At 63.7% G+C, this 23,657-nt stretch carries 22 protein-coding genes and 1 pseudogene; 13 read left to right on the top strand and 10 right to left on the bottom strand.

The genetic code is table 11. The features are described 5' to 3' along the window. Positions 1-11: 11 nt before the first annotated feature. The 4 genes from kdpB to AC1DXN_RS23195 are packed head-to-tail and all read right to left on the bottom strand — an operon-like array spanning position 12 to position 4,635. Entirely contained in the window at positions 12-2,105 is a 2,094-nt protein-coding gene (gene kdpB / locus AC1DXN_RS23180; RefSeq protein WP_477271379.1) for a potassium-transporting ATPase subunit KdpB, read from the bottom strand. Next, positions 2,102-2,311 (bottom strand): hypothetical protein, encoded by a 210-nt coding sequence (locus AC1DXN_RS23185; RefSeq protein WP_477271381.1) that lies wholly within the window; start codon positions 2,309-2,311, stop codon positions 2,102-2,104. The genes kdpB and AC1DXN_RS23185 overlap by 4 nt, the downstream gene beginning before the upstream one ends. Before the next feature lie 7 nt (positions 2,312-2,318). After that, on the bottom strand, positions 2,319-4,022 hold the full coding sequence (gene kdpA, locus AC1DXN_RS23190; protein WP_477271383.1) for a potassium-transporting ATPase subunit KdpA: 1,704 nt from the start codon (positions 4,020-4,022) through the stop codon (positions 2,319-2,321). Between the two features lie 34 nt (positions 4,023-4,056). Next, positions 4,057-4,635: a potassium-transporting ATPase subunit F gene (locus AC1DXN_RS23195; RefSeq protein WP_477271385.1), complete on the bottom strand. Its 579-nt coding sequence runs from the start codon at positions 4,633-4,635 to the stop codon at positions 4,057-4,059. Here AC1DXN_RS23195 and AC1DXN_RS23200 point away from each other — a divergent pair. Further along, positions 4,625-6,415, top strand: a complete 1,791-nt coding sequence (locus AC1DXN_RS23200) for an NAD(P)-binding domain-containing protein (RefSeq protein WP_477271387.1) — start codon at positions 4,625-4,627, stop codon at positions 6,413-6,415. The genes AC1DXN_RS23195 and AC1DXN_RS23200 overlap by 11 nt on opposite strands. Before the next feature lie 154 nt (positions 6,416-6,569). Here AC1DXN_RS23200 and AC1DXN_RS23205 read toward each other — a convergent pair whose 3' ends face one another. Further along, entirely contained in the window at positions 6,570-7,796 is a 1,227-nt protein-coding gene (locus AC1DXN_RS23205) for an amidohydrolase/deacetylase family metallohydrolase (protein ID WP_477271389.1), read from the bottom strand. A 27-nt stretch (positions 7,797-7,823) separates the two neighbouring features. Beyond that, on the bottom strand, positions 7,824-8,189 hold the full coding sequence (locus tag AC1DXN_RS23210; protein ID WP_477271391.1) for a RidA family protein: 366 nt from the start codon (positions 8,187-8,189) through the stop codon (positions 7,824-7,826). A gap of 231 nt (positions 8,190-8,420) precedes the next feature. Between AC1DXN_RS23210 and AC1DXN_RS23215 the strand changes: the two genes are divergently transcribed. Then, positions 8,421-8,906: a hypothetical protein gene (locus AC1DXN_RS23215; RefSeq protein WP_477271393.1), complete on the top strand. Its 486-nt coding sequence runs from the start codon at positions 8,421-8,423 to the stop codon at positions 8,904-8,906. Positions 8,907-8,927: 21 nt separating this feature from the next. On the opposite strand, the gene AC1DXN_RS23220 is transcribed toward AC1DXN_RS23215, so the two are convergent. Beyond that, entirely contained in the window at positions 8,928-9,194 is a 267-nt protein-coding gene (locus AC1DXN_RS23220; protein ID WP_477271395.1) for a DUF982 domain-containing protein, read from the bottom strand. Between the two features lie 82 nt (positions 9,195-9,276). Further along, positions 9,277-9,507, bottom strand: coding sequence for a hypothetical protein (locus tag AC1DXN_RS23225; RefSeq protein ID WP_477249146.1), 231 nt, complete (start codon positions 9,505-9,507; stop codon positions 9,277-9,279). Positions 9,508-9,689: 182 nt separating this feature from the next. On the opposite strand from AC1DXN_RS23225, the pseudogene AC1DXN_RS23230 reads away from it, so the two are divergent. From AC1DXN_RS23230 to AC1DXN_RS23275, 10 genes and pseudogenes are all read left to right on the top strand, one after another. Next, positions 9,690-10,330: pseudogene (locus tag AC1DXN_RS23230) on the top strand (glutathione S-transferase family protein). A 136-nt stretch (positions 10,331-10,466) separates the two neighbouring features. Beyond that, on the top strand, positions 10,467-11,960 hold the full coding sequence (locus AC1DXN_RS23235) for a helicase HerA domain-containing protein (protein WP_477271397.1): 1,494 nt from the start codon (positions 10,467-10,469) through the stop codon (positions 11,958-11,960). A gap of 106 nt (positions 11,961-12,066) precedes the next feature. After that, positions 12,067-13,035, top strand: coding sequence for a hypothetical protein (locus AC1DXN_RS23240; protein ID WP_477271399.1), 969 nt, complete (start codon positions 12,067-12,069; stop codon positions 13,033-13,035). Positions 13,036-13,272: 237 nt separating this feature from the next. Continuing rightward, positions 13,273-13,698 (top strand): helix-turn-helix transcriptional regulator, encoded by a 426-nt coding sequence (locus AC1DXN_RS23245; protein WP_477271401.1) that lies wholly within the window; start codon positions 13,273-13,275, stop codon positions 13,696-13,698. Between the two features lie 192 nt (positions 13,699-13,890). Beyond that, on the top strand, positions 13,891-18,510 hold the full coding sequence (locus tag AC1DXN_RS23250; protein ID WP_477271403.1) for a YadA-like family protein: 4,620 nt from the start codon (positions 13,891-13,893) through the stop codon (positions 18,508-18,510). Between the two features lie 7 nt (positions 18,511-18,517). Further along, positions 18,518-19,093, top strand: a complete 576-nt coding sequence (locus AC1DXN_RS23255; protein ID WP_477271405.1) for an invasion associated locus B family protein — start codon at positions 18,518-18,520, stop codon at positions 19,091-19,093. A gap of 13 nt (positions 19,094-19,106) precedes the next feature. Next, positions 19,107-19,775: a hypothetical protein gene (locus tag AC1DXN_RS23260; RefSeq protein ID WP_477271407.1), complete on the top strand. Its 669-nt coding sequence runs from the start codon at positions 19,107-19,109 to the stop codon at positions 19,773-19,775. A gap of 78 nt (positions 19,776-19,853) precedes the next feature. Continuing rightward, positions 19,854-20,300, top strand: a complete 447-nt coding sequence (locus AC1DXN_RS23265; protein WP_477271409.1) for a DUF4189 domain-containing protein — start codon at positions 19,854-19,856, stop codon at positions 20,298-20,300. Between the two features lie 115 nt (positions 20,301-20,415). Beyond that, complete coding sequence (locus tag AC1DXN_RS23270) at positions 20,416-20,910, top strand: invasion associated locus B family protein (RefSeq protein ID WP_477271411.1); 495 nt, start codon at positions 20,416-20,418, stop codon at positions 20,908-20,910. Positions 20,911-21,105: 195 nt separating this feature from the next. Further along, positions 21,106-21,546 carry a hypothetical protein gene (locus tag AC1DXN_RS23275; protein ID WP_477271413.1) on the top strand — a complete coding sequence of 147 codons (441 nt, stop codon included), beginning with the start codon at positions 21,106-21,108 and terminating at the stop codon, positions 21,544-21,546. Positions 21,547-21,570: 24 nt separating this feature from the next. Here the strand turns inward: AC1DXN_RS23275 and AC1DXN_RS23280 are convergent, their stop codons facing one another. Together AC1DXN_RS23280 and AC1DXN_RS23285 are read right to left on the bottom strand one after the other, a co-directional pair. After that, positions 21,571-22,353 (bottom strand): SDR family oxidoreductase, encoded by a 783-nt coding sequence (locus AC1DXN_RS23280; RefSeq protein WP_477271415.1) that lies wholly within the window; start codon positions 22,351-22,353, stop codon positions 21,571-21,573. Between the two features lie 101 nt (positions 22,354-22,454). After that, positions 22,455-22,925, bottom strand: a complete 471-nt coding sequence (locus AC1DXN_RS23285) for an NUDIX hydrolase (RefSeq protein ID WP_477271417.1) — start codon at positions 22,923-22,925, stop codon at positions 22,455-22,457. Positions 22,926-23,118: 193 nt separating this feature from the next. Here AC1DXN_RS23285 and AC1DXN_RS23290 point away from each other — a divergent pair, with 193 nt between their 5' ends. Next, positions 23,119-23,652: a sterol desaturase family protein gene (locus tag AC1DXN_RS23290; protein ID WP_477271419.1), complete on the top strand. Its 534-nt coding sequence runs from the start codon at positions 23,119-23,121 to the stop codon at positions 23,650-23,652. The last annotated feature ends 5 nt before the right edge of the window (positions 23,653-23,657 follow it).

The raw sequence follows: 23,657 nt of genomic DNA on the forward strand, positions 1-23,657 counted from the left end.
AATGTAATTCCTTATGCGAGGCCAAGCGCGGTGATGGCCATGTCGATCGCCTTGATGCCGACGAACGGGACGATGATGCCGCCGAGGCCGTAGACGAGCAGGTTGCGGCTGAGCAGCGCGCCGGCGCCGATGGCGCGATATTTGACGCCTTTCAGCGACAGCGGGATCAACGCGATGATGATCAGCGCGTTGAAGATGATGGCCGAGAGAATGGCGCTCTGCGGCGTTGCCAGGTGCATGACGTTGAGCGCCTGCAGCGGGCCGGTGGTCTGCCCTGGCGCGATGTAGAAGACGGCGAACATCGCCGGGATGATGGCAAAATATTTTGCCACATCGTTGGCGATGGAGAAGGTCGTCAACGAACCACGCGTCATCAGCAGCGCCTTGCCGATCTCGACGATCTCGATCAGCTTGGTCGGGTCGCTGTCGAGGTCGACCATGTTGCCGGCTTCGCGGGCGGCGACCGTGCCGGTGTTCATGGCGACGCCGACATCGGCCTGGGCAAGTGCGGGCGCATCGTTGGTGCCGTCACCGCACATGGCGACCAGCTTGCCCTTGGCCTGTTCGTCGCGGATCAGCTTCAGCTTGTCCTCCGGCGTCGCCTGGGCGAGGAAATCGTCGACGCCGGCTTCGGCCGCGATCGCCGCCGCCGTCATCGGATTGTCGCCGGTGATCATCACCGTGCGGATGCCCATCTTGCGCAGTTCGGCAAAGCGTTCGCGAATGCCGCCCTTGACGATGTCCTTGAGGTGGACGACGCCGAGCAGGCGGCCGTCGCGCTCCACCGCCAGCGGCGTGCCACCGGACTTGGCGATCTCGTCGGCGATGGCCTGCAGGTCGCGCACGGTGTCGCTGCCGGGACGTGTGCCATGGGTGGCGACCGTCGACTGATTGACAAAAGCGAGCACCGAGTCGACCGCGCCCTTGCGCACCGACGAGCCATCGACGTCGACGCCGCTCATGCGGGTCTGCGCGGTGAAGGGCACGAAGGTGGCGTGCAATGTCGCCATGTCGCGGGCGCGGATGGCGTATTTCTCCTTGGCCAGCACGACGATCGAGCGTCCCTCAGGGGTCTCGTCGGCGAGCGAGGCGAGCTGTGCGGCGTCTGCCAGTTCCTGCTCGGTGACGCCCTTGACCGGGCGGAACTCCGTCGCCTGGCGATTGCCAAGTGTGATGGTGCCGGTCTTGTCGAGCAGCAGCGTGTCGACGTCGCCGGCAGCCTCGACGGCGCGGCCCGACATGGCCAGCACATTGAAGCGCACCAGGCGGTCCATGCCGGCAATGCCGATGGCCGACAGCAGGGCGCCGATGGTGGTCGGGATCAGGGTGACGAACAAAGCGACAAGCACGGTCACCGAGATGTAGCCGCCCGAATAGGAGGCGAAGCTCGGGATGGTCGCGGTGGCCAGCACGAAGATCAGCGTCATGCCGACGAGCAGGATGTTGAGCGCGATTTCGTTCGGCGTCTTCTGGCGCGAGGCACCTTCGACCAGCGAGATCATGCGGTCGAGGAAAGTATGCCCGGAGGCGGCAGTGATGCGCACGCGAATCCAGTCGGACAGCACCTGCGTGCCGCCGGTGACGGCCGAACGGTCGCCGCCGGATTCGCGGATGACCGGCGCCGATTCACCTGTTATCGCCGCCTCGTTGACCGAGGCGACACCTTCGATCACTTCACCATCCGACGGGATGATGTCGCCGGCTTCGACCAGCACGGCGTCGCCAACCTTCAGGCTGGTGCCGGGCACCAGCTTGAATTTTGTGCGGTCCTCGCCGGTCAGCAGCTTGGCCTGGGTCTCGGTGCGCGCCTTGCGCAACGAGTCGGCCTGTGCCTTGCCGCGGCCTTCGGCGACCGCTTCGGCGAAATTGGCGAACAGCACGGTGAACCACAGCCAGATGATGATCTGCAGCGAGAAGCCGAGATCGCCACCGCCGGTGACGAGGTCCTTGATGAAGAGCACGGTGGTGAGCGCCGAGACGACGGCGACGACGAACATCACCGGATTTTTGCTCAAGGTGCGCGGGTTCAGTTTCCTGAAGGCGCCGCCGATGGCGGGCCACAGGATGCGGGCATCCATGATGCTGGCCGATTTTGAGTGACTCATTTTGAAGCTCCGGCTTCGCTGTTGTTGGACGGCACCGGTCGATCGGATGCCGAAAAGGGCGGCCCGTAGACCAGCAGCCAGATCACGATCATGACTGCCGCCAGGCCGAGGAAGGTGGACACGGTCGGGAAGGGAGGGGGAGTTGCCTCCCCCTCATTGTCGGCTCGGGGCCGAGCCTTGCGGCGCATGATGTTGACCCAGCCCATGACGGTCTCAGAAGGTCTGCCCATGGATGCCGGCCAGATGTTCGACGATCGGTCCGACGGCCAGAGCCGGGAAGAATGTGAGGCCGCCGACGATCAGGATGACGCCGACCAGCAGCCCGACGAACAGCGGACCGTCGGTCGGGAAGGTGCCGGCCGAGGCCGGAACCGTCTTCTTCGCCACCAGCGAACCGGCGATTGCCAGGGCCGGAATGATGACCAGGAAGCGGCCCATCAGCATGCCGATGCCGATGGTGATGTTGTACCAGGGCGTGTTGCCGGTCAGGCCGCCAAAGGCCGAGCCATTGTTGGCCGCCGCCGAGGTGTAGGCATAGAGAACCTCGGAGAAGCCGTGCGGGCCGGAATTGCCCATCGAGGCAACGCCTGTCGGCAGCACCACGGCGACGGCGGTGAAGATCAGCATCGCCAGCGGCAGGCAGAGGATGGCGAGCATTGCCATCTTGACCTCCTTGGCCTCGATCTTCTTGCCGAGATATTCGGGCGTGCGGCCAACCATCAGGCCGGCGACGAAGACGGCGACGACGATGTACATCAGAATACCGTAGAGACCGGCGCCGACACCGCCGACGATGACTTCGCCGAGCTGCATGTTGATGATCGGGATCATGCCGCCCAGCGCGGTGAAGGAGCCATGCATGGCATTGACCGCGCCACAGGACGCGGCTGTGGTGATGACCGCGAACAATGCCGACAAGGCGATGCCGAAGCGGCTCTCCTTGCCTTCCATGTTGCCGCCATCGATGCCAAGTGCATGGACCAGCGGGTTGCCGGCGGCTTCAGCCCAATAGCAGATGGCGACGCCGGCGATGAACATGACGCCCATGGCGGCGAGGATCGCCCAGCCCTGGCGCTGGTTGCCGATCATGCGGCCGAAAACATTGGTCAGCGCCGCACCGATGGCAAAGATCGTCACCATCTGGATCAGGTTGGAGATCGCATCGGGATTTTCGAACGGGTGGGCGGCGTTGGCGTTGAAGAAGCCACCGCCATTGGTGCCGAGCATCTTGATGGCGATTTGCGAGGCGACCGGTCCGACCGCGATCGTCTGCTGGGCGCCCTCGAGCGTCGTCGTGTTGACATAGGCGCCGAGCGTCTGCGGCATGCCGAGCCAGACATAGACCAGCGTCAGGACGATACAGAACGGCAACAGCAGATAGAGGGTGGAGCGGGTCATATCGACCCAGAAATTGCCGATCGATTTGCCCGATGCCCGGGCAAAGCCACGGATCAGCGCGATGGCGATGGCGATGCCGGTTGCCGCCGACAGGAAGTTCTGCACGGTGAAGCCGGCCATCTGCACGAGATAGGACATTGTGCTTTCGCCGCCGTAGTTCTGCCAGTTGGTGTTGGTCATGAAGCTGGCGGCGGTGTTGAAGGCGAGCCCAGGCTCGACGGCGGCCATGCCGGCGGGATTGTAGGGCAGGCTGCCCTGCAGCCGCTGCAAGGCATAGAGCACCAGGAAACCGGCCAGGTTGAAGAACAGCAGGGCCGCCGCATAGCCGGTCCAGTGCTGCTCCTCGCGCTCGCTGGTTCCCGAAATGCGATAAAGCCCGCGCTCAAGCGGGCCAAAAAGCGGCGAAAGCAATGTGCGTTCGCCGGTGAAGATGCGGTGCATGTAGCCGCCGAGCGGCTTCACCAGCAAAATGATGATCCCGCAATAAACGAGGATCTGGAGCCATCCGTTGAGAGTCATTGAAGGTGCTTTCCGTGCCTGGTACCAGGTGCTGTCAGAAGCGTTCTGGACGAACGAGGGCGTAAGTCAGGTAGGCGAGGAGGAACAAGGTCACACCGCCGCCAAGGATATAATCGACAAGCATTTTTGGATCCCCGCTCAAATTCTGTCGCAGGCTTTGACGTAGGCGAAGGACAGGGCGAAAAACAAAACGCCTATCCCGATGACAATGACGTCCATTGTGCTGTTCCTTACTTCGGCTTTGTACTTGGCTCTGCAATCGGCAGGGCCGAAATTCCATGAAAGAGGCTCGCCGTAGCTTGATCAGTGACGGCGCCGGGAGCGTTTTGCTCGTCATGGAATATGGACCCGATCGCCATAAAGGTTCGAGACGGGGCGCAGAGGAAAGATATAAAATTCCTATAAAGATTTCCGACGCGGGGGGCCGGGCCTCGCTCCGCCTGACGGCGATATGTCGGACATTTGATCGCAATCCGCACGCCAGGCTTCGGGGTTGTTGCGAGCGGATTATCGCCATTATGGTAGGGGTCGACGAACGGCAGAGAAGGACCGAGAGGTCGGGATTTCTGCCGCGTGCGGCGTGCAGGATGAGGGAAGACCAGATGCTCGACATGGCACCATCGAAACAGGCGGCGACATGGCTCTCCGCCTTTGCGCGGGCGCTCGAAGCGGGCGACGCCACGGCGGTGACCGGGCTGTTCGTCGAGGACTGCTATTGGCGCGATCTCTTAGCCTTCACCTGGAACATAAAGACCATGGAAGGCCACGCTGCGATCCGCGACATGCTCAAGGCGACGCTGGCGACGACCAAACCGACCGCCTGGCAACTCGCCGGCGAGGCCACTTCGGACGAAGGCACGATAGAAGCCTGGTTTACCTTCGAGACGTCATCGGCGCATGGCCAGGGCCTGATGCGTTTGCAGGACGGCCGCTGCCGGACGCTATTCACGGCGATGAGCGATCTCAAGGGATTTGAGGAGCGCAAAGGGCCGGCGCGGCCGCTCGGTGTGCGCCACAAGGCCGATCCGGACCGCGAGACCTGGTCGGAGGCGCGGGCGCGCGAGACACGCGACCTCGGCGCCAGCGAGCAGCCCTATTGCCTGATCATCGGCGGCGGCCAGGGCGGCATCATGCTGGGGGCGCGGCTCAGGCAACTGGGCGTGCCCACGATCATCATCGAGAGGAATGCCCGGCCCGGCGATTCCTGGCGCAACCGCTATCGCTCGCTCGTGCTGCACGACCCGGTCTGGTACGACCATCTGCCCTACATTCCGTTTCCGGAAAACTGGCCGGTGTTCACGCCAAAGGACAAGATGGGCGACTGGCTGGAGATGTACACGAGGGTCATGGAACTCAACTATTGGGTCGCGACGAAGTGCATCAGCGCCAGCTATGACGAGGCCGAAAAGCTCTGGACCGTCGAGGTGGAGCGCGTCGGTCGGCGCATCACGCTGAAGCCGAAGCACATCGTCTTCGCCACCGGCGCCTATGGCCCGCCGCGACAGATCGATCTGCCGGGAGCGGACCAGTTCCAGGGCGAACTGCTGCATTCCAGCCAGTATTCCAGCGGTGAGAAATTCCGCGGCAAGCGTGTTGCCGTCATCGGTGCGGCAAGTTCGGGCCATGATGTCAGCGTCGACCTGTGGGAGAGCGGCGCCAAGGTGACGATGGTCCAGCGCTCGCCGACGACGGTGGTCAAGTCGGACACGCTGATGGAAGTCGGCTTCGAGATCTTTTCGGAAAAGGCGCTGGCGCGCGGCATCACCACCGAGAAGGCCGACATGATCGTCGCCTCGACGCCGTTCGCGCTGCTGCCGAAAGGCCAGCAGGCGCTGTACGAAATCATCAAGGCGCGCGACGCGGCGTTCTACGACCGATTGCGCGGCGCGGGCTTCGCTATCGATTTCGGCGAGGACGAGACCGGCCTTTTGATGAAGGCCTACCGCACCGGCTCGGGCTTCTACATCGACGTCGGCGCCTCGGAATTGATCATCGATGGCGAGATCGGTGTGCGCAGCGGCGTGGCGATCAAGTCGCTGACGCCGACAGGCATTCTTTTTGACGATGGCACCGAGCTGGGCGCTGACGCGATCATCTCCTGCACCGGCTATCAATCGATGAACGAGACCGTGGCGGGCATCGTCTCGCGCGAGGTCGCCGACAAGGTCGGTCCGTGCTGGGGGATTGGCTCGGGCGTGAAGGGCGATCCGGGGCCATGGCAAGGCGAATTGCGCAACATGTGGAAGCCGACGGCGCAGGAAGCGCTGTGGTTCCAGGGCGGCAACCTGGCGCTGTCGCGGTTTTACTCGAAGTATGTGGCGCTGCAGATCAAGGCACGGATGGAGGGCATTGCGACGCCGGTGTATGGGGCACCGAGTAACGCAGGGCGGTGAAGCTCGATCTCCCCCCTTGAGGGGGAGATGGCCGGTAGGCCAGAGGGGGTTGGTCCGACTGGGCTCGGCCTCTTGCGACAGATGGAGGTTGGCGCTTTACGCGCGGCGACCCCCTCTGTCGCCTTCGGCGACATCTCCCCCTCGAGGGGGGAGATCACCCGCGCCCAAAATGCCGCGCAGCGACCTCTACATGTGTATGCTGCGCATGCGCTTCGAAGCGCTCGGTTTCGTTGTGGTCGGGCGCCTCGTTCGGCCACCAGGTGCCGCCGATGGCGATGCCGTCCGAGACCAGCCGCTGCCCGGCAATCAGCGAAGCGCCGACCGCGTCGACGAAGGTGAAGCGGCCTGAAGCGAGCCTGAGCACCGCGACGTCGCCGACCGAACCAACCGCCAGCGTGCCGAGATCGGGTCTTGCGATCGCTTGCGCGGGGCGCTCGGTGGCGGCGCGCAGGACTTCGACCAGCGGCATGCCGAGCGCCAGCAGTTTCGACATGCAGACAAGGATGTCGAAGGCGGGACCGTCGACGCAGTAGAGGTGCACGTCGCTCGAGATCACGTCGGGCGCCAGCCCCTCCTTGAGCATCGCTTTGGCGACCTCGAAGTCGAACGAGCCCATGCCGTGGCCGATGTCGAAAATGACGCCGCGCTCGCGTGCCAGATGCATGTCCGGCCGCACCACGCCGGAGGCAAAGACCGGCGCGTTGGGAAACGGCCGGAAACAATGGGTGAGGATGTCGCCCTTGCGCAGGCGCGGCAGCACTTCCGAACGGCCGGGTGGCGGCTCGTCAATATGCGCCATCAGCGGCATGCCCGCTTTGTCGGCGGCCTCCAGCGCGAGGTCAACCGGCGCGATGCCGCTGGTGCCGCCGGCATGCTTGCCGGAGCGGACTTTCACGCCGACGACGACATCGGCATGCTCGCGCACCGCCGCGACCACCTCGCGCGGCTCGCAGAGCCTGAGGTCGCTGCACTCGCCGACCGACACGGTCTGCGAGAACCCAAAAATGCCGGCGAAGGAAATGTTGACATAGGCGAGGATGCGGACTTTCGAACGTTCGATGACGTGGCGGCGAAAGCCGAAGAAGTTGCCGGCGCCGGCACTGCCGGCATCGATGAAGGTGGTGGTGCCACTCTTGGCGGCGAGGCGGTCGGCGTCGACGCCAAGCGAAGTGCCACCCCAGTAGACATGGCTGTGCAGGTCGATGAGGCCGGGCGTGACGATGCAATCTCTCGCATCGACGACTCGTGTGGCGTGTTCAGCACCAATGGCGGCTTCGATCGCGGCGATGCGGCCATTGGCGATGGCAACGTCGCGGTGTGCGTCGAGGCCCGAGGCCGGATCGATGAGGCGGCCACCTTTTACGAGGAGATCGAATTGCATCGGCGCCAGCTCCCTTGCGTCGTCCCGTCAGATCGGCCTGTAGGCGACGGCCTCGACCTCGATCTTGATGTCGATCATCAGCCGCGACTCAACGGTGGTGCGGGCCGGCGGATTCCTAGGAAAATGCTTGGCATAGACGGTGTTGAAGGCGCCGAAATCGCGCGCATCCTCGAGCCAGACCGTGGTCTTGACCACATTGTCCAGGGTGCAGCCGGCCAGCGCCAGTGCTGCCTTGATGTTGGAGAGCACCTGTTCGGTCTGCTCAACGATGCCGCCGTTGACCACCAGGCCGTCGCTGCCGACCGGCACCTGGCCGGAGATGTAGACGAAATCGCCGGCGCGGACGGCTGGGGAGAGCGGGACATGGGATGTTCCAAAACACTGTTTGGGCAAGGGGTGGTCTCCTGTTCAGAAATTGTCGGGTCGCCTGCGATCCCGTTTCTTCTGGACCGTCTACGCCTCTCCACACAATCCTCATAGAGGCCTTGCAAGGAAGCAACATTTTTCGAAATGCGTGTTGCTTTACGACAAGCGGCACAGCATTTTGCCCGCCGCCGGCTGATCGCGCTCGCGGGGCATGGACCGAGAGGCGGCAGGTGCATTGCCGGACAGGAGAGACCAGGAATGACCTACGACAAGAACCCGTTTCCGGCCGGTGATGCCGATCGTCACGCGCTTTGGGAGATGCTGGTGCGGCGTGACATCGACGCTTTTATCAGCCAGGACTGGTCGATGGTCGAGGATGATTTCGTTGCCGCAAGCTTCTTTGGCATGCACGCGCATTTCCTCAGCGACGCGGACGCGTGGCGGCTGCAGTTCCCGACGCTGACGGCCTATCGCGACGAGTGGCTGCGCCAGGCCAAGGAGACGGCGGCGACAGAGTTTGCCGAACCGCTGCGCGAGGCGATTTTCCGGGTCACCAACATGCGCGACATCGATGTCGATGGCGACCGTGCGGTGCTGCACAAGAAGTTCAACGGCTCCATCGCCAAAGCCGACGGCACAGTCGACAAGTTGAAATGGCAGACGCTCTATTTCTGCACGAAAGTGGCTGATCGCTGGAAGATAGCAGGCTTTGTCGGCTACATGCCGCATCCGCTGGGCAGCTAAACGCGCATCGGTCCCGGCAGATCAGTGGCTTGGTCGGCCTTCACGCAGGAACACGCTGGCTTCGCGCGCGGCGGCGGTGAATGCGCGTCGCGCCGTACCAACCGCCCGCCGTTGCTCCATCGCATCCATCTGGGCTTTCAAGGCCGACCGGTATTTTGGCCCGCGGCTGTCACCCGGCCAGCTGTCGACCAGCAGCGAGGCGGCCTGGACTGTTCCGGTCACTGTCAGGGGAAGTCCGGCCTGCTCACCCTCGATCGTCACGGAAATGTCGAACTGTTCATCACGCATTACGCCAACTCCTGAACTCTACTCGGGTCGAACGGCCCAATCGGGGTATTCGTTCCAAGTAAAGCTATCGGGCCAAATAAAGCTATCGGGACCGATGGTCGAACACGACACCCATGGTCCTACCAATTGCCGTCATGACGATCAGCTCGACCAATTCGTCGTCGCTGTCGCCGCAAGCAGGAGCACTGCGGCGGACGGCGTCCAGTGTTGCCCTGGTCGATATGGTGTCGCCGGCGCGGAATTTTGAAAGTGCAGATGAAACAAGTTGTTGGGCTGTCAGGTCAACGACAGCCACCCTCGGCACGACGTTCATTGGCCTCCTCCTGCCATGAACCCTCCCCCATTTGAATGATACGCCGAACGGCGGATTGCGCCAGCGGAATGGTGGTCCGACCAGAGCGATTGCCGACACGCTGCCGCCATTTGTTCAGCCGATGAAGGGGTGATCTTGTATGTGATAAGGTCGCGCCGATACCATCCAGCACCGGCATCGAGATGAAACTGTTCTTCAGCCGCAATCCCAATCCTCGCCTTGCGGTCGCGGTGGCGCGCACGCTCAAGGCGAAGGTTGAGTTTGAGTTCGCCGCACCCATGGCGCCGGGGCAGGCCGAGCGGTTTCGGCCGCTCAATCCCAATCTTGCATTGCCCATACTGGCAGGCTCGTGGGCAGCCTGTGGGAGGCCGACGCCATAGCCTGCCGGCTTTCACGCGACGCGCGTTCGGATTTTTGGCGCAGCGGCGACGACGAGCCCGAGATGATCCGCTGGCTGAGCTGGGGCAAGGAGAACTTCGTCAGGGCTTGCGACACCCTGCATTTCGAGCGCGGCACCAAGCAGCGCTACGGGCTTGGCCCGATCGATCCGGGCAAGATCGAAGAGGGAATGGAAGAATTCCGCAGGGCGGCAGCAATCCTCGAGGCCGAGCTTTCCCGGCGGCAATGGCTGGTCGGGGGGTCTATTTCCTATGCCGATTTCCGCATGGCGACGTTCCTGCCCTTCAACGATGTCGCCGGCCTGCCGCTGGGTGATTATCCCTCCATCTTCGCCTGGTATCGCCGGCTCGAAGACATCGACACCTGGCGCGATCCCTTCGACGGGCTGAAGGCGCCGCTTTTGCCGCCGGTGAAGCCGGCTTGATGCACCTTCCCTTGGGGTAGGCGGGCTGAGGTGTGGCGCTTTGGCAGCATAGGTGTGGAACACCGGGCGGCCGGTGATCGCCCGCTCGACGGGCCGCGGTCAGGTTGATAAGCCCTCTCCCCAAGGAGAGTCGACCATGACCGTTGCGATCGAGATGGGACAGACGAGCGCCGGCGCCCCGGCGACCCTGGACCTTGAGGAGCTGCTGGCGACCCGCCTTTTGGTGCAGGGCAATTCCGGCTCCGGCAAATCGCATCTTTTGCGCCGGCTGCTGGAGCAGAGCGCGCCCTGGGTGCAGCAGACCATCATCGATCCTGAAGGCGATTTTGTCGCGCTGTGCGACCGTTTCGGCCATTTGCTGATCAATGCCGAGGACCATACCGAGCGCGGCTTGCAGAGCGCCGGCGAGCGCGCGCGCATGCATCGCGTCTCCACGGTGCTCAACCTTGAAGGGCTCGACGCCGAGAACCAGATGCGGCGCGCCGCCGCCTTCCTTGGTGGGCTGTTCGAAGTCGCGCGCGACCACTGGTACCCGATGCTGGTGGTGGTGGACGAGGCGCAATTGTTTGCGCCGGCGGTCGCCGGCGAGGTTTCCGACGAAGCGCGCAAACTTTCGCTCGGCGCCATGACCAATTTGATGTGCCGTGGGCGCAAACGCGGGCTTGCCGGCATCATCGCCACCCAGCGGCTGGCCAAGCTGGCCAAGAACGTCGCCGCCGAGGCGTCCAACTTCCTCATGGGCCGAACCTTTCTGGATATCGACATGGCGCGCGCCGCCGACCTTCTCGGCATGGAACGGCGGCAGGCGGAGGCGTTTCGCGATTTGGAGCGCGGGCATTTCATGGCGCTCGGCCCGGCGCTGTCGCGCCGTCCGCTCGGCTTGCGCATCGGTCCGACCGATACCCACCCGCGCAATGGCACCCCGCGGCTGATGGCGATGCCGGAAGCAGCGCTGGAGGACGCCCGCGCCATCATCCTGGCAGCGCCGCCGCCGGAAACTGTCCGGCCGCAGCGCCGTTCGTCGCCGGATCTGCTCGATCAGCTGATGGCGGCGAAATCGGCGACGCGGGAAATCCGTCCCGAAGTGGTGGAGGCGCCGATCAGCGCCGAGGATCTGGCGGAGCGGCGGGAACGAATGGACCGTGTTTTGCGCGCCGTGCTGGCGGAACCCGACGCAGGGTTTCGAGTGCTCGGCGTGCTTTACCAGGAGTTCGTGGTCCGTTGCCGGATCGAAGGCCTCGCCTCGGTCGTGCCGGCGCTGCCGGAGTTCCGCCGCATGCTCACGCGCGCCCGCGCCGGGCTCGGCTCCGATATGGCCGGCGACGATGCCTGGCAGGATGTCTCGGTGCGCGCCTCGCTGCTGCCCGAGGATATGCAAGGCGTGTTCATGATGATCGCGCGTGCGGCGAAGGAGGGCTGGCCCTGCCCGAGCGATGCCGCGATTGCCCGCGCCTATGGCTCCCACTCGCTGCGCCGCGCCCGGCGCCTGCTGACCTATATCGAGGAGCAGGGCCTGATCGTCTGCCAGCTTGACGGCCTCGGCCGGCGCACCGTGACGCTGGTCGAACTCGCCTGGGCAACGGCACCTGGCGACCCCAATGCCGAGGAGGCGGGGCAGTTGGCGGTGTGATGCGCTCAAGAAGATGTTCATCGCCGATTGGCGCGAAGGCATTTATGATCGATTCGCGGTAACACCGAAGGGATCGCAGAGCGGTTTGGGCAGGAGGGTTGCTCCGGTGCGGTTGAGATCTGTTCCCCTGGCTGTCGCCAGTCTCCTCGGCTTGGCTGTGGTCGCCATTGCCTTGACGCTGTCGGCCCGGTCCTTTGCCGCGCCATCTGCAGTTCCCGCCTGGCTGCAGGCGCATGTCGGCGTAGGCGAAGGCCAGATCGCACAAGTGGTGCTGGACCGGGCACGCGCGCTTTACCTGAAAAAGGTGAGCCAGGGCGCGGTCAGGAATCCCTGCTATTTCGCCATGGACGCGACGCGCCCAGGCGATCTCGGCAACAGCGTTCTGGGGCGCCGCTACTACGTCATCTGTGAAGCCAGCCAGTCGTTTCGGGCGATTTCGTCGGGTCACGGCGGCGGCCGCAATCTGAAAGGCGTCGTCGATTTCTCGAACGGAAAGCGCTGCGCGAAAAACTTCGGCAATGCGCTGGACTCGTCATTGACGGCCGGCGGCGCCTATATGACCAGCGAGGCGAAAACCTCGTTCAAGGGCTACTACCGCACCGGCGCCAAAAAGGATGCGATGTTGCTGCGCACCTTCATCCAGTTCGACGGCGAAGGCGAAGCCGGCAACGCCAGGCAGCGGGTGATCGGCGGCCATGCGGCCCGCTTGCTCAAGGGAATGTGTCTGCGCAAAAAAACCAACAGTTCGTACGCTGACCATGACGGTTTCGTGCCCTACGGCAAGCTGGTGGACTACGCCGGCGGCCGCAGCAATGGCTGCACCAGCTGGTCACCGGCGGATGCCGAGCAGATGATCGCGATGGTGAAGAACAACCCGACGACGCTCTACATCTACCCGGAATCGCGCGATATCGGCGCGGCGAAGTCAGGCGCCTATTGGAACGCATCCTGCCTGAAGGAAATCGGCGCGCCGAAATTCTGGCCGCGAAAAACCCTCGAGCCGATCATCGCCCAGTACAAGAAGGACCATCCGCCAGCGCCGCCGCAGCCGTTGCCGATCTGCACGGGGCCGTGATCGGGGAGCCGTTCGGCGGCGTTGACAGCCAGCCGATCTGCTCCAGCTTTTCTAACGCCGCAATTTCTTGAAATACCATCCGTTGAAATCGTGGTTTGGCTCATTCGCCATCTGGCCGAGTTGCCCAACGAATCGCACTGGCAAAACAAGTCCGGTTTGATCAATCACGGATTGTTTTTTTCGTGAACGCAGGGGCAGCTCTAAGGTTGATTTCCGTGGGGGGAATCAGGAGGCCGAATGCGGCGAAACGACGATTCCCTGGGATGGATTTCCGGGACCAAAGCGGTGCGACAGCCGCCGTCGAGCGTAAAAGGTGGGCTTACCGTCCGCAGTGCGCGCAAGGTGCAGGCGTTCCTGAACGAGAACTTTTCACGCAAGCTTGCGATTGCCGAGATGGCTGCGATTTGCGGCCTTTCGCCCTATCATTTTGTGCGGGCTTTCGCGAAGACGTTCGGGACGTCGCCGCATCAGTACGTACTCGATCTGCGGCTGGACTTCGCCGAAGGACTGCTTGCCGATGACCGCATGACGATCGCCGACATCGCCCATTTGAGCGGTTTTTCAAGCCAGAGCCATTTTACCACAGTGATGAAGAAGTATCGCGAAGTAACTCCATTACAAGCGCGATTAATTATGAATATTCGTACAAATGTTAAACGATAAATCAATCGCAATATTGTTTACCTGCCGCTCATAGAAGCCGCAGCTAAAGTAAGAAACCGTTAACTCCCGACGATTTGCTTCGCGCTTTTCTCGCGAGACAGCAATTTCGTGAAATACGGCATTGCGGAATCATGTCTCTCTGACGTGAGTTGGAATTGTCAGACATTTCGTGCCGGCCAGCGGAGAAGGACCATGACCGACAACCGCATTTCGAGTGTCTCCCTTGTTCAGCGTCGCCCGGTGAATTTCGCCGGGCACTGGATCGCCGGCGGCGACCGCGGCTCCCGCTCGCTGCGCCGTCGCCTGATGGCGGTCCTGCGCATGGCTCACCGCGTGCTCGGCATGCGCCGCAAGGGATATGGGCTCGGCATGCTCGGCAATGGCGGAACTCTGGCCGCGGCTGCTGTTACGATCGGATTGACGGGCATCGCCACGCCCGCGACAGCACAGGTTTTCGGCGGCGGCGGCACGGCAAACGGAGTGCGCGGTATCGCGTTTGGATCCGGAGCCGTGCAAAACGGAGCCGATTCAATAGCCGAGGGCACCAATGCCAATGCGGGCAACCAGAATGCCATCGCGATCGGCTTCCAGTCGATCGCGTCGCAGATAAACTCCATCTATCTTGGCGCGCGCACCGTGGCAGGAACAGGTGCAACGGCTCAGGGCGCCATCGGCATCGGCACGGATGTGAACGCATCTCAGGTCAACGCCATTGGGATAGGGACCCAATCCGTTGCGTCGGCACAATACTCGGTGGCTCTCGGCCTGAACGCGAAAGCCACAGGCGCTGGCGGCGCGATGGCGTTGGGCCAAGGCACAGTCTCAAGCGGCGTCAATTCGGTCGCACTTGGCGTTCAGGCCAGCGCCACCGGGGCTGGCGCCAACGCCTTGGGCACTTTCTCCGTTGCTTCTGGCGGAAACTCCACCGCCCTCGGCACCAGTTCCACAGCCAGCAACAACTATGCGACAGCCGCAGGCTGGGGATCTGTCGCCAGCGGTGCCGATTCCACCGCCCTAGGACGTGAGGCGGTCGCGTCGGCGCTTGACGCAACGGCAATGGGGTACATATCCAAGGCCTCGGGCCAATACAGCACCGCCGTCGGCGCCAACTCCAATGCCTCAGCGACGTCCAGCACCGCGATCGGCCAGAACACGGTTGCGTCCGGCGTTCAAGCGACCGCTCTCGGCGTCGGAGCGAATGCCGGCGCCGCGAATGCGATCGCGCTGGGGCCCCTCTCCGCCGCCAGCGCGACGAGCGCCATCGCCGTGGGCAACAACGCCAAGGCGGATTCGGCCGAGGCGGTCGCCATGGGCACCAATGCGGTGGCAACCGGCGGCAAGTCGGTCTCGATCGGCTCGGGCAACACAGCTTACGGCGACGGCGCGGTCGCCATAGGCGACCCGAGCTATGCCAGCGGCACCGGTGCCTTCACCGGCGGCGCCAACAACATCGCCAACAGTGACGGCACGGCAACCGCCACCGCCGCCAACCAGGCCGCCGGCGCCGTCGCCGTCGGCAACAACAACAAGGCGATCGGGCAAGGCTCCGTGGCGCTGGGCAATGGCTCCACCGCAGGCGCTGCCGGCCTCGCCGGCAATGTTGCACTCGGCAATGGCGCGACGGCGGCGGCGAGTTCCGGCGACGTGGCGTTGGGCTCGGGCTCGGTGACCGCCACGGCGGTCGGCACCGCCAGTGCGGTGATCGACGGCACAACCTACGCCTTCCAGGGTACCACGCCGACCTCGACGGTCAGCATCGGTGCGCCCGGTGCGGAACGCACGCTCACCAATCTGGCGGCAGGGCGCATCAGCGCGCTCTCGACCGATGCGGTCAACGGGTCGCAGTTGTTCGCCACCAACCAGGCCGTCAACGCCATCGGCACCACGCTCAACAACATCAACACCGGTGGCGGCATCAAGTATTTCCACGCCAACTCGACGCTGGCGGATTCCCAGGCGCTTGGAACGAATTCCGTCGCGGTTGGACCCAACGCCGTGGCCAACAATGCCGGCGATGTGGCGATCGGCCTGAATTCGGCGTCAGGAGCAACCACCGCGGTCGGTGGAACAACGATTGGTGGCGTGAATTATACCTTTGCCGGCACCACCCCGGCCGGCGCCTTCTCTGTCGGGTCGGCTGGAGCGGAACGTCAAATCCAGAACGTCGCCGCCGGGAAGTTGAGCGGAGGTTCGACCGATGCGGTCAACGGCTCGCAGCTCTTCGCCACCAATCAGCAGGTCACCCAGAACACGACTGACATCGCCGCCAACACCGCCGACATCACCAATCTCGGCAACTCGATCACCAACATCAATGGCGGGGTTGGCATCAAGTATTTCCATGCCAACTCGACGCTGGCGGACTCCCAGGCGCTTGGCACCAATTCCGTCGCCGTCGGTCCGAATGCGGTGGCCAACAATGCCGGCGATGTGGCGATCGGTTTGAATTCGACGTCCGGCGCGACCACCGCGGTCGGCGGCACGACGATCGGCGGTGTGAATTACACCTTCGCGGGCGCGCCGCCGGCCGGCGCCTTCTCGGTCGGGTCGGCTGGAGCCGAACGCCAGATCCAGAATGTCGCCGCCGGACAGTTGAGCGGAGGTTCGACCGATGCGGTCAACGGCTCGCAGCTCTTCGCCACCAACCAGCAGGTGACCCAGAACACGACTGACATCGCCGCCAACACCACCGCAATTGCCAACATCGGCAGTGGCGTGACCAATCTCGGCGCTACGCTCAACAACATCGCCGGCGACACCTCGACCGCCTATACCGACGCCAATGGCGTGGGCATCCGCTACGCCCGCACCAACGAGGCCGGACTGGCGCAGACCGATTCCTTCGCGCAAGGGATTGGTTCCACGGCCGTCGGCTACCAGGCAACCGCGACCGGCGTCAGCGGGCTGGCGCTCGGCCGCGGCACGCTGGCCAGCATCGACGGCAGCGTGGCACTTGGTTCGGGTTCCGTGTCCGACCGGGCCGTTGCGCCCGCCACCGGCCAGATTGCGGCCGGTCCTGCCAACTTCATCCAGTTCAACACTACCGACAAGACGCTGCTCGGCGCCGTTTCGGTCGGTACGGCCACGTCCTACCGGCAGATCACCAATGTCGCGGACGGCACCCAGGCACAGGACGCGGTGACGTTGCGCCAGCTGCAAGGGGCGATCGCCTCCGTCTCAGTGACGTCGACCAAGTATTTCCATGCCAATTCGGCGGCCGGCGACTCGCTCGCCGTCGGCGCCGAGTCGGTCGCGGTCGGTCCGACGACGGTCGTCAACGGTGACAATGGCATCGGTATCGGCAATGGCGCGATCGTCGACCAGACCGCGCCCGGCGGCACGGCCATCGGCCAGAACGCTCATGTCATGCTGGCCGACGGTCTCGCGCTCGGCACCAATTCGACCGCCTCCGGCATCCAGTCGGTGGCGCTCGGCGCCGGCGCCCAAAGCACGTTCGCCAACAGCGTCGCGCTGGGGGCGCAATCCATCACGACTGTCGGTGCGCAGGCGAACTACACGGCCTTTGCGCTCACCGGCGCGCAAACCTCGGCCGGCGAAGTGTCGATCGGCGCCGCCGGTGCCGAACGCAAGCTCACCAATGTCGCGGCGGGCTCCGCCGATACCGACGCCGTCAACGTCTCGCAGCTTAAGGGCGTATCGCAAAACATCGCCAACCTGTTCGGCGGCGGCACCACGGTCAATCCCGACGGCTCGATCGCCGGACCAACCTACACCATCCAGGGCAACAATTACTCGACCGTCTTCGACGGCTTCACGGCCGTCGACAATGCCCTGACCAGCATCACCAATGGCGGCGGCATCAAGTATTTCCACGCCAATTCGACGCTGGCCGATTCCGTCGCCAGTGGCACCGACAGCGTTGCGATCGGGCCGGCCAGCGTGGCCAGCGGCACCAACAGCCTTGCCGCCGGCAATGGCTCGACAGCCACGGGGCAAGGCGCGGTGGCGCTCGGCCAGGGTGCCCAGGCAAACAATGCCAATGATGTGGCGTTGGGATCCGGCTCGGCGACGCAGACCGCCGTCGGCACGTCCAGCACCGTCATCAACGGCAAGACTTACGCCTTCGCCGGCACCACTCCGATCGGCACCGTCAGCGTCGGCGGTGCCGGCGCCGAGCGCACGATCACCAATGTCGCCGCCGGACAGGTCAACGCAGGCAGCACCGATGCGGTAAACGGTTCCCAGCTCTTCGCCACCAACACGGCGATCGAGGATCTGAAAGCCGGCGTCGGGAATCTCACCCAGAATGCGGTGGTCTATGACACCAATCCGGATGGCAGCAAGAAGAACAGCATCACGCTGCAGGGCGGCGACGTCAACGCGCCGGTGGTCATCTCGAATGTCGGGCCCGGTGTTGCCGGCACCGACGCGGTCAACGTCAACCAGTTGAACCAGGGCCTGGCTGCGGGCACGTCCTATACCGACAACCGCGTGGCCTCTGCCATCACGACGGCCAACACCTACACCGACCAGGTGGCCGTCACGACCTTGCAACAGGCCAATGACTACACCGACCAGAAGCTCAGCCAGCTCAATCTGGACGTCAACGGCATTCGCGACGAAGCCCGGCAGGCGGCCGCAATCGGGCTCGCCGCCGCCTCGCTCCGCTACGACGACCGTCCCGGAAAATTGAGCGTCGCGGCGGGTGGCGGCCTCTGGCGGGACGCGGGCGCGTTCGCCTTTGGCGCCGGCTACACCAGCGAAGACGGCCGCATCCGCGGCAATGTGTCGGGCACGGCCGCGGGCGGACATGTCGGTGTCGGCGCCGGCATCAGCTTCACCTTGAACTGAGGCGGGGATGAAACTGCAAACCAGACACGCCCGCCTGGCCGCACTGACTTGCCTGGCTCTGGCCGGCGGCCTCGTGCCGGCTGTCGGTCAGGTTGCCTCGCTATACAGGATCAAGCCCTCGGACGTGGTGGTGCCCCCCGAGGTGAAGCTGGGTGACTACCAGCGCACCATTCGTCCCTTCGAGAACTGGACACTGATCTGCGACGAGAACCTCAAAGCGCGCAAGAAGATCTGCAATGTCTCGCAGGTGATCGAGGATTCCTCGGGCAAGATGGCCTTCAGCTGGTCGCTCGCCGCCACGCAGGACGGCAAGCCGTACATGATCGTCCGCACTGCGCCGAACGCCAGGAGCGACGGCCTGGTGTCGCTGAAGTTCGATGGGCGGGACCAGTCGATCGACGTCCACCTGAACGGCTGCAATGAGACGGTCTGCGTCGGCATGCTGCCGGTCGGGCCCGTCATGCGCCAGCAGATTTCGCAAAATGCGTCGCCGGCGATCTCCTACTCGACCGTCGACGGTCAGACGATCACCGTGACCGCAACGCTGAAGGGGCTGTCGGATGCCCTTCAGCCAGTCAAATAGCAGGGGCAGCATCATGAGCCAGCAGGACCAGTTCTTGTCCGCAAAACGCGGCAGCCCGACCGTCGAAGCGGATCGGCAGAGGCTTGTCGAGCCGGCGCGGCGGCGGTGGCCTCGCGTCGTCGGATTTTCGTTGTTGGTACTGGCGGTGGCAGGGCTTGGCTTCGCCGCCGGGAACTATGCCGCGATCGCCAATCTGGTCGGCAGCGCGACGGCTGCACAGGCCGAGACAACCGCTCCCGCGCTTCCGGACACGCCCTTCCTCCAACACGTCAAGCAGGCCGGCGTGCAGGCCTGTTCGACGGTCTTTCCGGTGCTCGGACAGATTTTGACGACCGGTACGAAATACAGCGTCAAATCGCTGTGGAACGATCAGGCTGCCGACAAGCATGCCGTTCAGGCCTTTGTCGGCATGGACTATGCGACGGAACGCTATAGCGGGCCGGCCGCCGGCGTCGTCTTCGCATCGCCCACCGCTTCGGGTTGCGAGGGCGCGATGGTGCGGGTGGCGCCGTTTACCAGCTCGTGCGCCGACATCCCATCCATTCTTCCGCAGGGCAGCAAGATCACCGACCACCTTGGACAGGTCGAAGTCTACGAGCTTGGCGGGGGTGCGGGCGAAGCCCTTCTCCTGCCGACGGGCAACAGCTGCGTGGTGATTTCGGTTGCGTCGGCGGCGAAATAAGGACGCGAAGCTGATGGCGACAATTCCTGGAGAGGATTGCTGACGATGAGATGGGGACCCTGGGTTGCTGTTCTTGGAATGGCCTTGCTCTGGACCGGGCAAGTCATCTCGGCTGATCTGGTGGAAGCACCGCCGGAGCCACCCGCTCTGCCACCTCAGGAGGAAAAAGGCATCTGGGCGGCGATCGCCTATTCCAGTCCCGACGTCAAATACGGTTTCTTCTGGGGCGCCGACAAGCGGCAGGAGGCGAAGGACATCGCGCAGAAACATTGCGAGAATGCGGGCGGAAAAGCCTGCAACGTCGTCGCCGTCTTCCGCAACCATCGCCATTGGGATGACGATGACAACACCGGCTTTCCCTACAAGCATTGCGGTGCGCTCGCCGTGGCCGACAAAGCCGAGAACCGTCTCACGCCCTGGGGCGTGAATTCGGCCGAGACCCGCCGGGAAGCCGAGGACCTCGCTTTGCAGTCCTGCGAGGCGGGAGGGGACAAATGCAAGATCCGCGAGTGGGTCTGTACATAACAGCCTCCATATTAAGCGCTGCCTGTCCGACTAGCGCCGAACCCGGAAGAGAAAGTCGCAATCATTGCTCGATTCTAGACCTTTTTTGAGGGCTGTCGCTGTCTGCGCGGCGGTCATGGCTTCGTGGATATCGACTGCCGCTGCGCAGCAGCTGGCGGCCACGCTGCCCAACGGCGCATCATCCCTCCAGGAAACCTATCAGGACTGGCGCCTGGCCTGCACCATCCAGGACAACGCCCCGGCCTGTGCGGTCTCGCAGGACCAGTCGCAGAAGAACGGCCAGAGGCTGCTGGCGGTGGAACTGCGCCCGCGTGGCAATGGCGGCCTCTCCGGAACGCTGCTCTTGCCTTTCGGCATCCTGTTCGAGCCGGGCGTTGCGGTGCAGATTGACGACCAGCCGGCTCTTGGTCTGTTGAAATTCCGCACCTGCCTGCCCGATGGCTGCGTGGCGCTGTTTCCGATCGACCGGGCGCTGATGCAGAAACTGAAGGCCGGCGCCGTGCTGAACCTCAACGTCACCACCGCGGCCGAAACCAAACTGAGCTTTCCGGTGTCGCTGAAAGGCCTTGGTGCTGCCCTCGATCGCGTTGCGGCCCTCAGCGCTCGCTAAAGGTTGAATTCCCCTACCGCTCCCACGCAATCTACAAGTCACAAACAGGACGATCAGCCCGAACGATAGCCGCCTTGCGCAGCGGTCTTCCCGCAGCCAGTCTGGAACCAAACCACGGGCGAGATTGTTCAAGTTAGATTCGACGCCGACGAGCCCTGCCTGTTGGGTAAGCGGCGATCTTGTGGAGCTCTCATCATGAACATTTCGTCCAGCTTTCGTTCGCTCGCGGTTGCCGTCATCGCAGCAGGTGCTGTCAGCGCTGCAAGTGCTGCGCATGCCGACAGCGGCACGATCCGCTTTGCTGTCTACAAGGCGGCCTTCTTCATCGGGGGCTCTGGAGGCGAGGGCACGCTGACCTTCCATGGCCGTACCTATCCCATCTCGGTCGGCGCCGTCTCGGGCGGCTTCGCCTTTGGGGTTTCCAAGACCTATTTCCGGGGCACCGTGCGCCATATCAGCAGGGTCCGGGATGCGACCGGGGTTTACGGGGCGGCGGGCGGTGGCGGCGCGCTCGGCAAGGGCGCCCAGGTGATCGTCATGACCAATGACAGGGGCGCCCAACTCGAACTCACGGGCAGGCAGGTTGGCCTGCAGGTCAACGCCGATCTCAGCGGCATGGCGATTTCGTTGAAGTAAGGGCTAGGCCGATCTAGAGGGCGTTCACCGATTCGCCCCGATCACCGACTGCTCCTGGTCGATCACGGCGCCGGTCATCGGCCCGGCTGCGTCGGAAAGCAGGAAGACGGCGAGGTTGGCGATGTCGTTTGGCGTCAGCAGCCGGCCGAAAGGCTGCGCGGCGTTGGCCGCATCGAGCCAGCCTGGACCGTTGCCCAGCGTTTCTGCTTGCATGATGCGTTCGCCCGGCGTGTCGGTCCAGCCGACATTGATGCCGTTGACGCGGATGCGGTCGAAGCGATGGGCATTAGCCGCATTTTTGGTCAGCGTCGCCAGTGCGCCCTTCGTGGCGGAGTAGACGGCGAGTTCGGGGGAGCCGCAATGGGCGTTGATCGACAGGATGTTGACGATGGCGCCGCCCTGGCCGCGCTTGATCATGTCGGCGATGGCCGCCTGCATCAGGAAGAACGGCGCGCGCGCGTTGACGGCAAAGAGCGACGCCCAGTCGTCGAGACTGGCATCGACGAAGGAAGCACGGTCGGTCAGGCCCGCGGCGTTGACCAGCCCGTCGATGCGGCCGAAGCGGCTCACGCATTCCGCCGCCAGCAGCGCTGGTGCCTCAGGGTCCGCCAGGTCAGCGGCGACGAAAATAGCTGGCGTGCCGATCTGTGAAAGCTCAGCCGCCACCGCGTTGCCGCGCGTTGGTTCGCGGCCAGAAATCAGCAGGCCGCCGGCGCCGCTATGCGCAAGCGTTTCCGCTATCGCGCGGCCAATGCCTTGCGTGGCGCCGGTGACCAGCACCACCTTGTTGTCGAGCCGAACCTCCATTCCTCCTCCCGGAGTTTCTATTTTCCCAGATATCGAATGACAACTGCCGGTAGTCAATTGCGCCAGCGGCGGTTCTCGGTGGGCGGCCCCGAGGGGGGAGATCACTCGACGCCCAACTGCTTTGCCAAATCCGACAGCATCGGGCGCTGCCCCACCAGGATCTTGACCTCGGCCTCGGCCAGGCTGAACCAGCCCGCTCTGTCGACCTCCGGAAACTCTTTCATCGAGCCAGACCGTGGCGGCCATTCCATGGTGAAGCTGTTGCTCCTGATGGTGGTGACATCAATCTCGGTCAGCGCCTCGACCGACCAGGCGATGACGATCTTGCCGCCTGGTTGCCTGTAGTCGCCAAGGCGCGCGAAGGGGCCTTCGACCTTGAGGCCGAGTTCTTCCTCGGTCTCACGTTGCGCTGCCGTCAACTCGTCCTCGTTCTCGCCGACAAGGCCCTTCGGTATCGACCAGGCGCCATCGTCCTTCTTCACCCAGAACGGTCCACCGGGATGAACCAGCAGCACCCGAAGGTCGTCATCGGCCCGACGGTAGATCAGCAATCCCGCACTGCGTTTTACCATTTTGATACTCTCATTTGCCAAGCTGGTCCCAAAGGGCAGCCCCTGAGGATTGTCACCGAACCCAGGATGCAGACCTTGTGCCGATCAATTGCGACGTTATGTCAGGTGCACCAGCATTGCTCCCCACCCGAGAACAGGCAAACTGGATGCAGCCGCGAATCTACGGTGCCAAAGACTAGCCGGGGCGTCCTCAATGCAACTGGGTCTTATCGGCTACTATAGCGACTTCGTTGTCTATCCGCTGGTGATCGCCTTGCTGGCGGTGGCCGGGCTGCGTGAGGCCGGCGAGAACAATGCGCCGGGCTGGATAGCCACGGTCATCGCCTGTCTGTGTCTGTGGACGCTGACCGAATATCTCCTGCACAGGTTCGTCCTGCACCACATTCCCTACATCAGGGATTTGCATGATCGTCACCATGTCGAAGAGCGCAGTTCCGTGGGCACGCCGACCTGGCTCAGCCTCGGGGTGCATGCGCTGATCGTGTTTTTCCCGGTATGGATGGTGTCAGGTTTCGCAACGGCAAGCGCTGTAAGCTGCGGGCTGATGCTGGGGTACCTCTGGTACATCAGCACCCACCACATCATTCATCACTGGCACCCCACCCATCCGAGCTATCTCTACACGCTCAAGCGCCGCCATGCCGTGCATCACCATGTCGACGAGACGGTCAATTTCGGCGTGACGTCAGCCTTCTGGGACAGGGTATTCGGTACAGCTAAGCTCTGAAGCCT

The sequence above is a fragment of the Mesorhizobium sp. P2_H9 genome, from assembly GCF_056403215.1.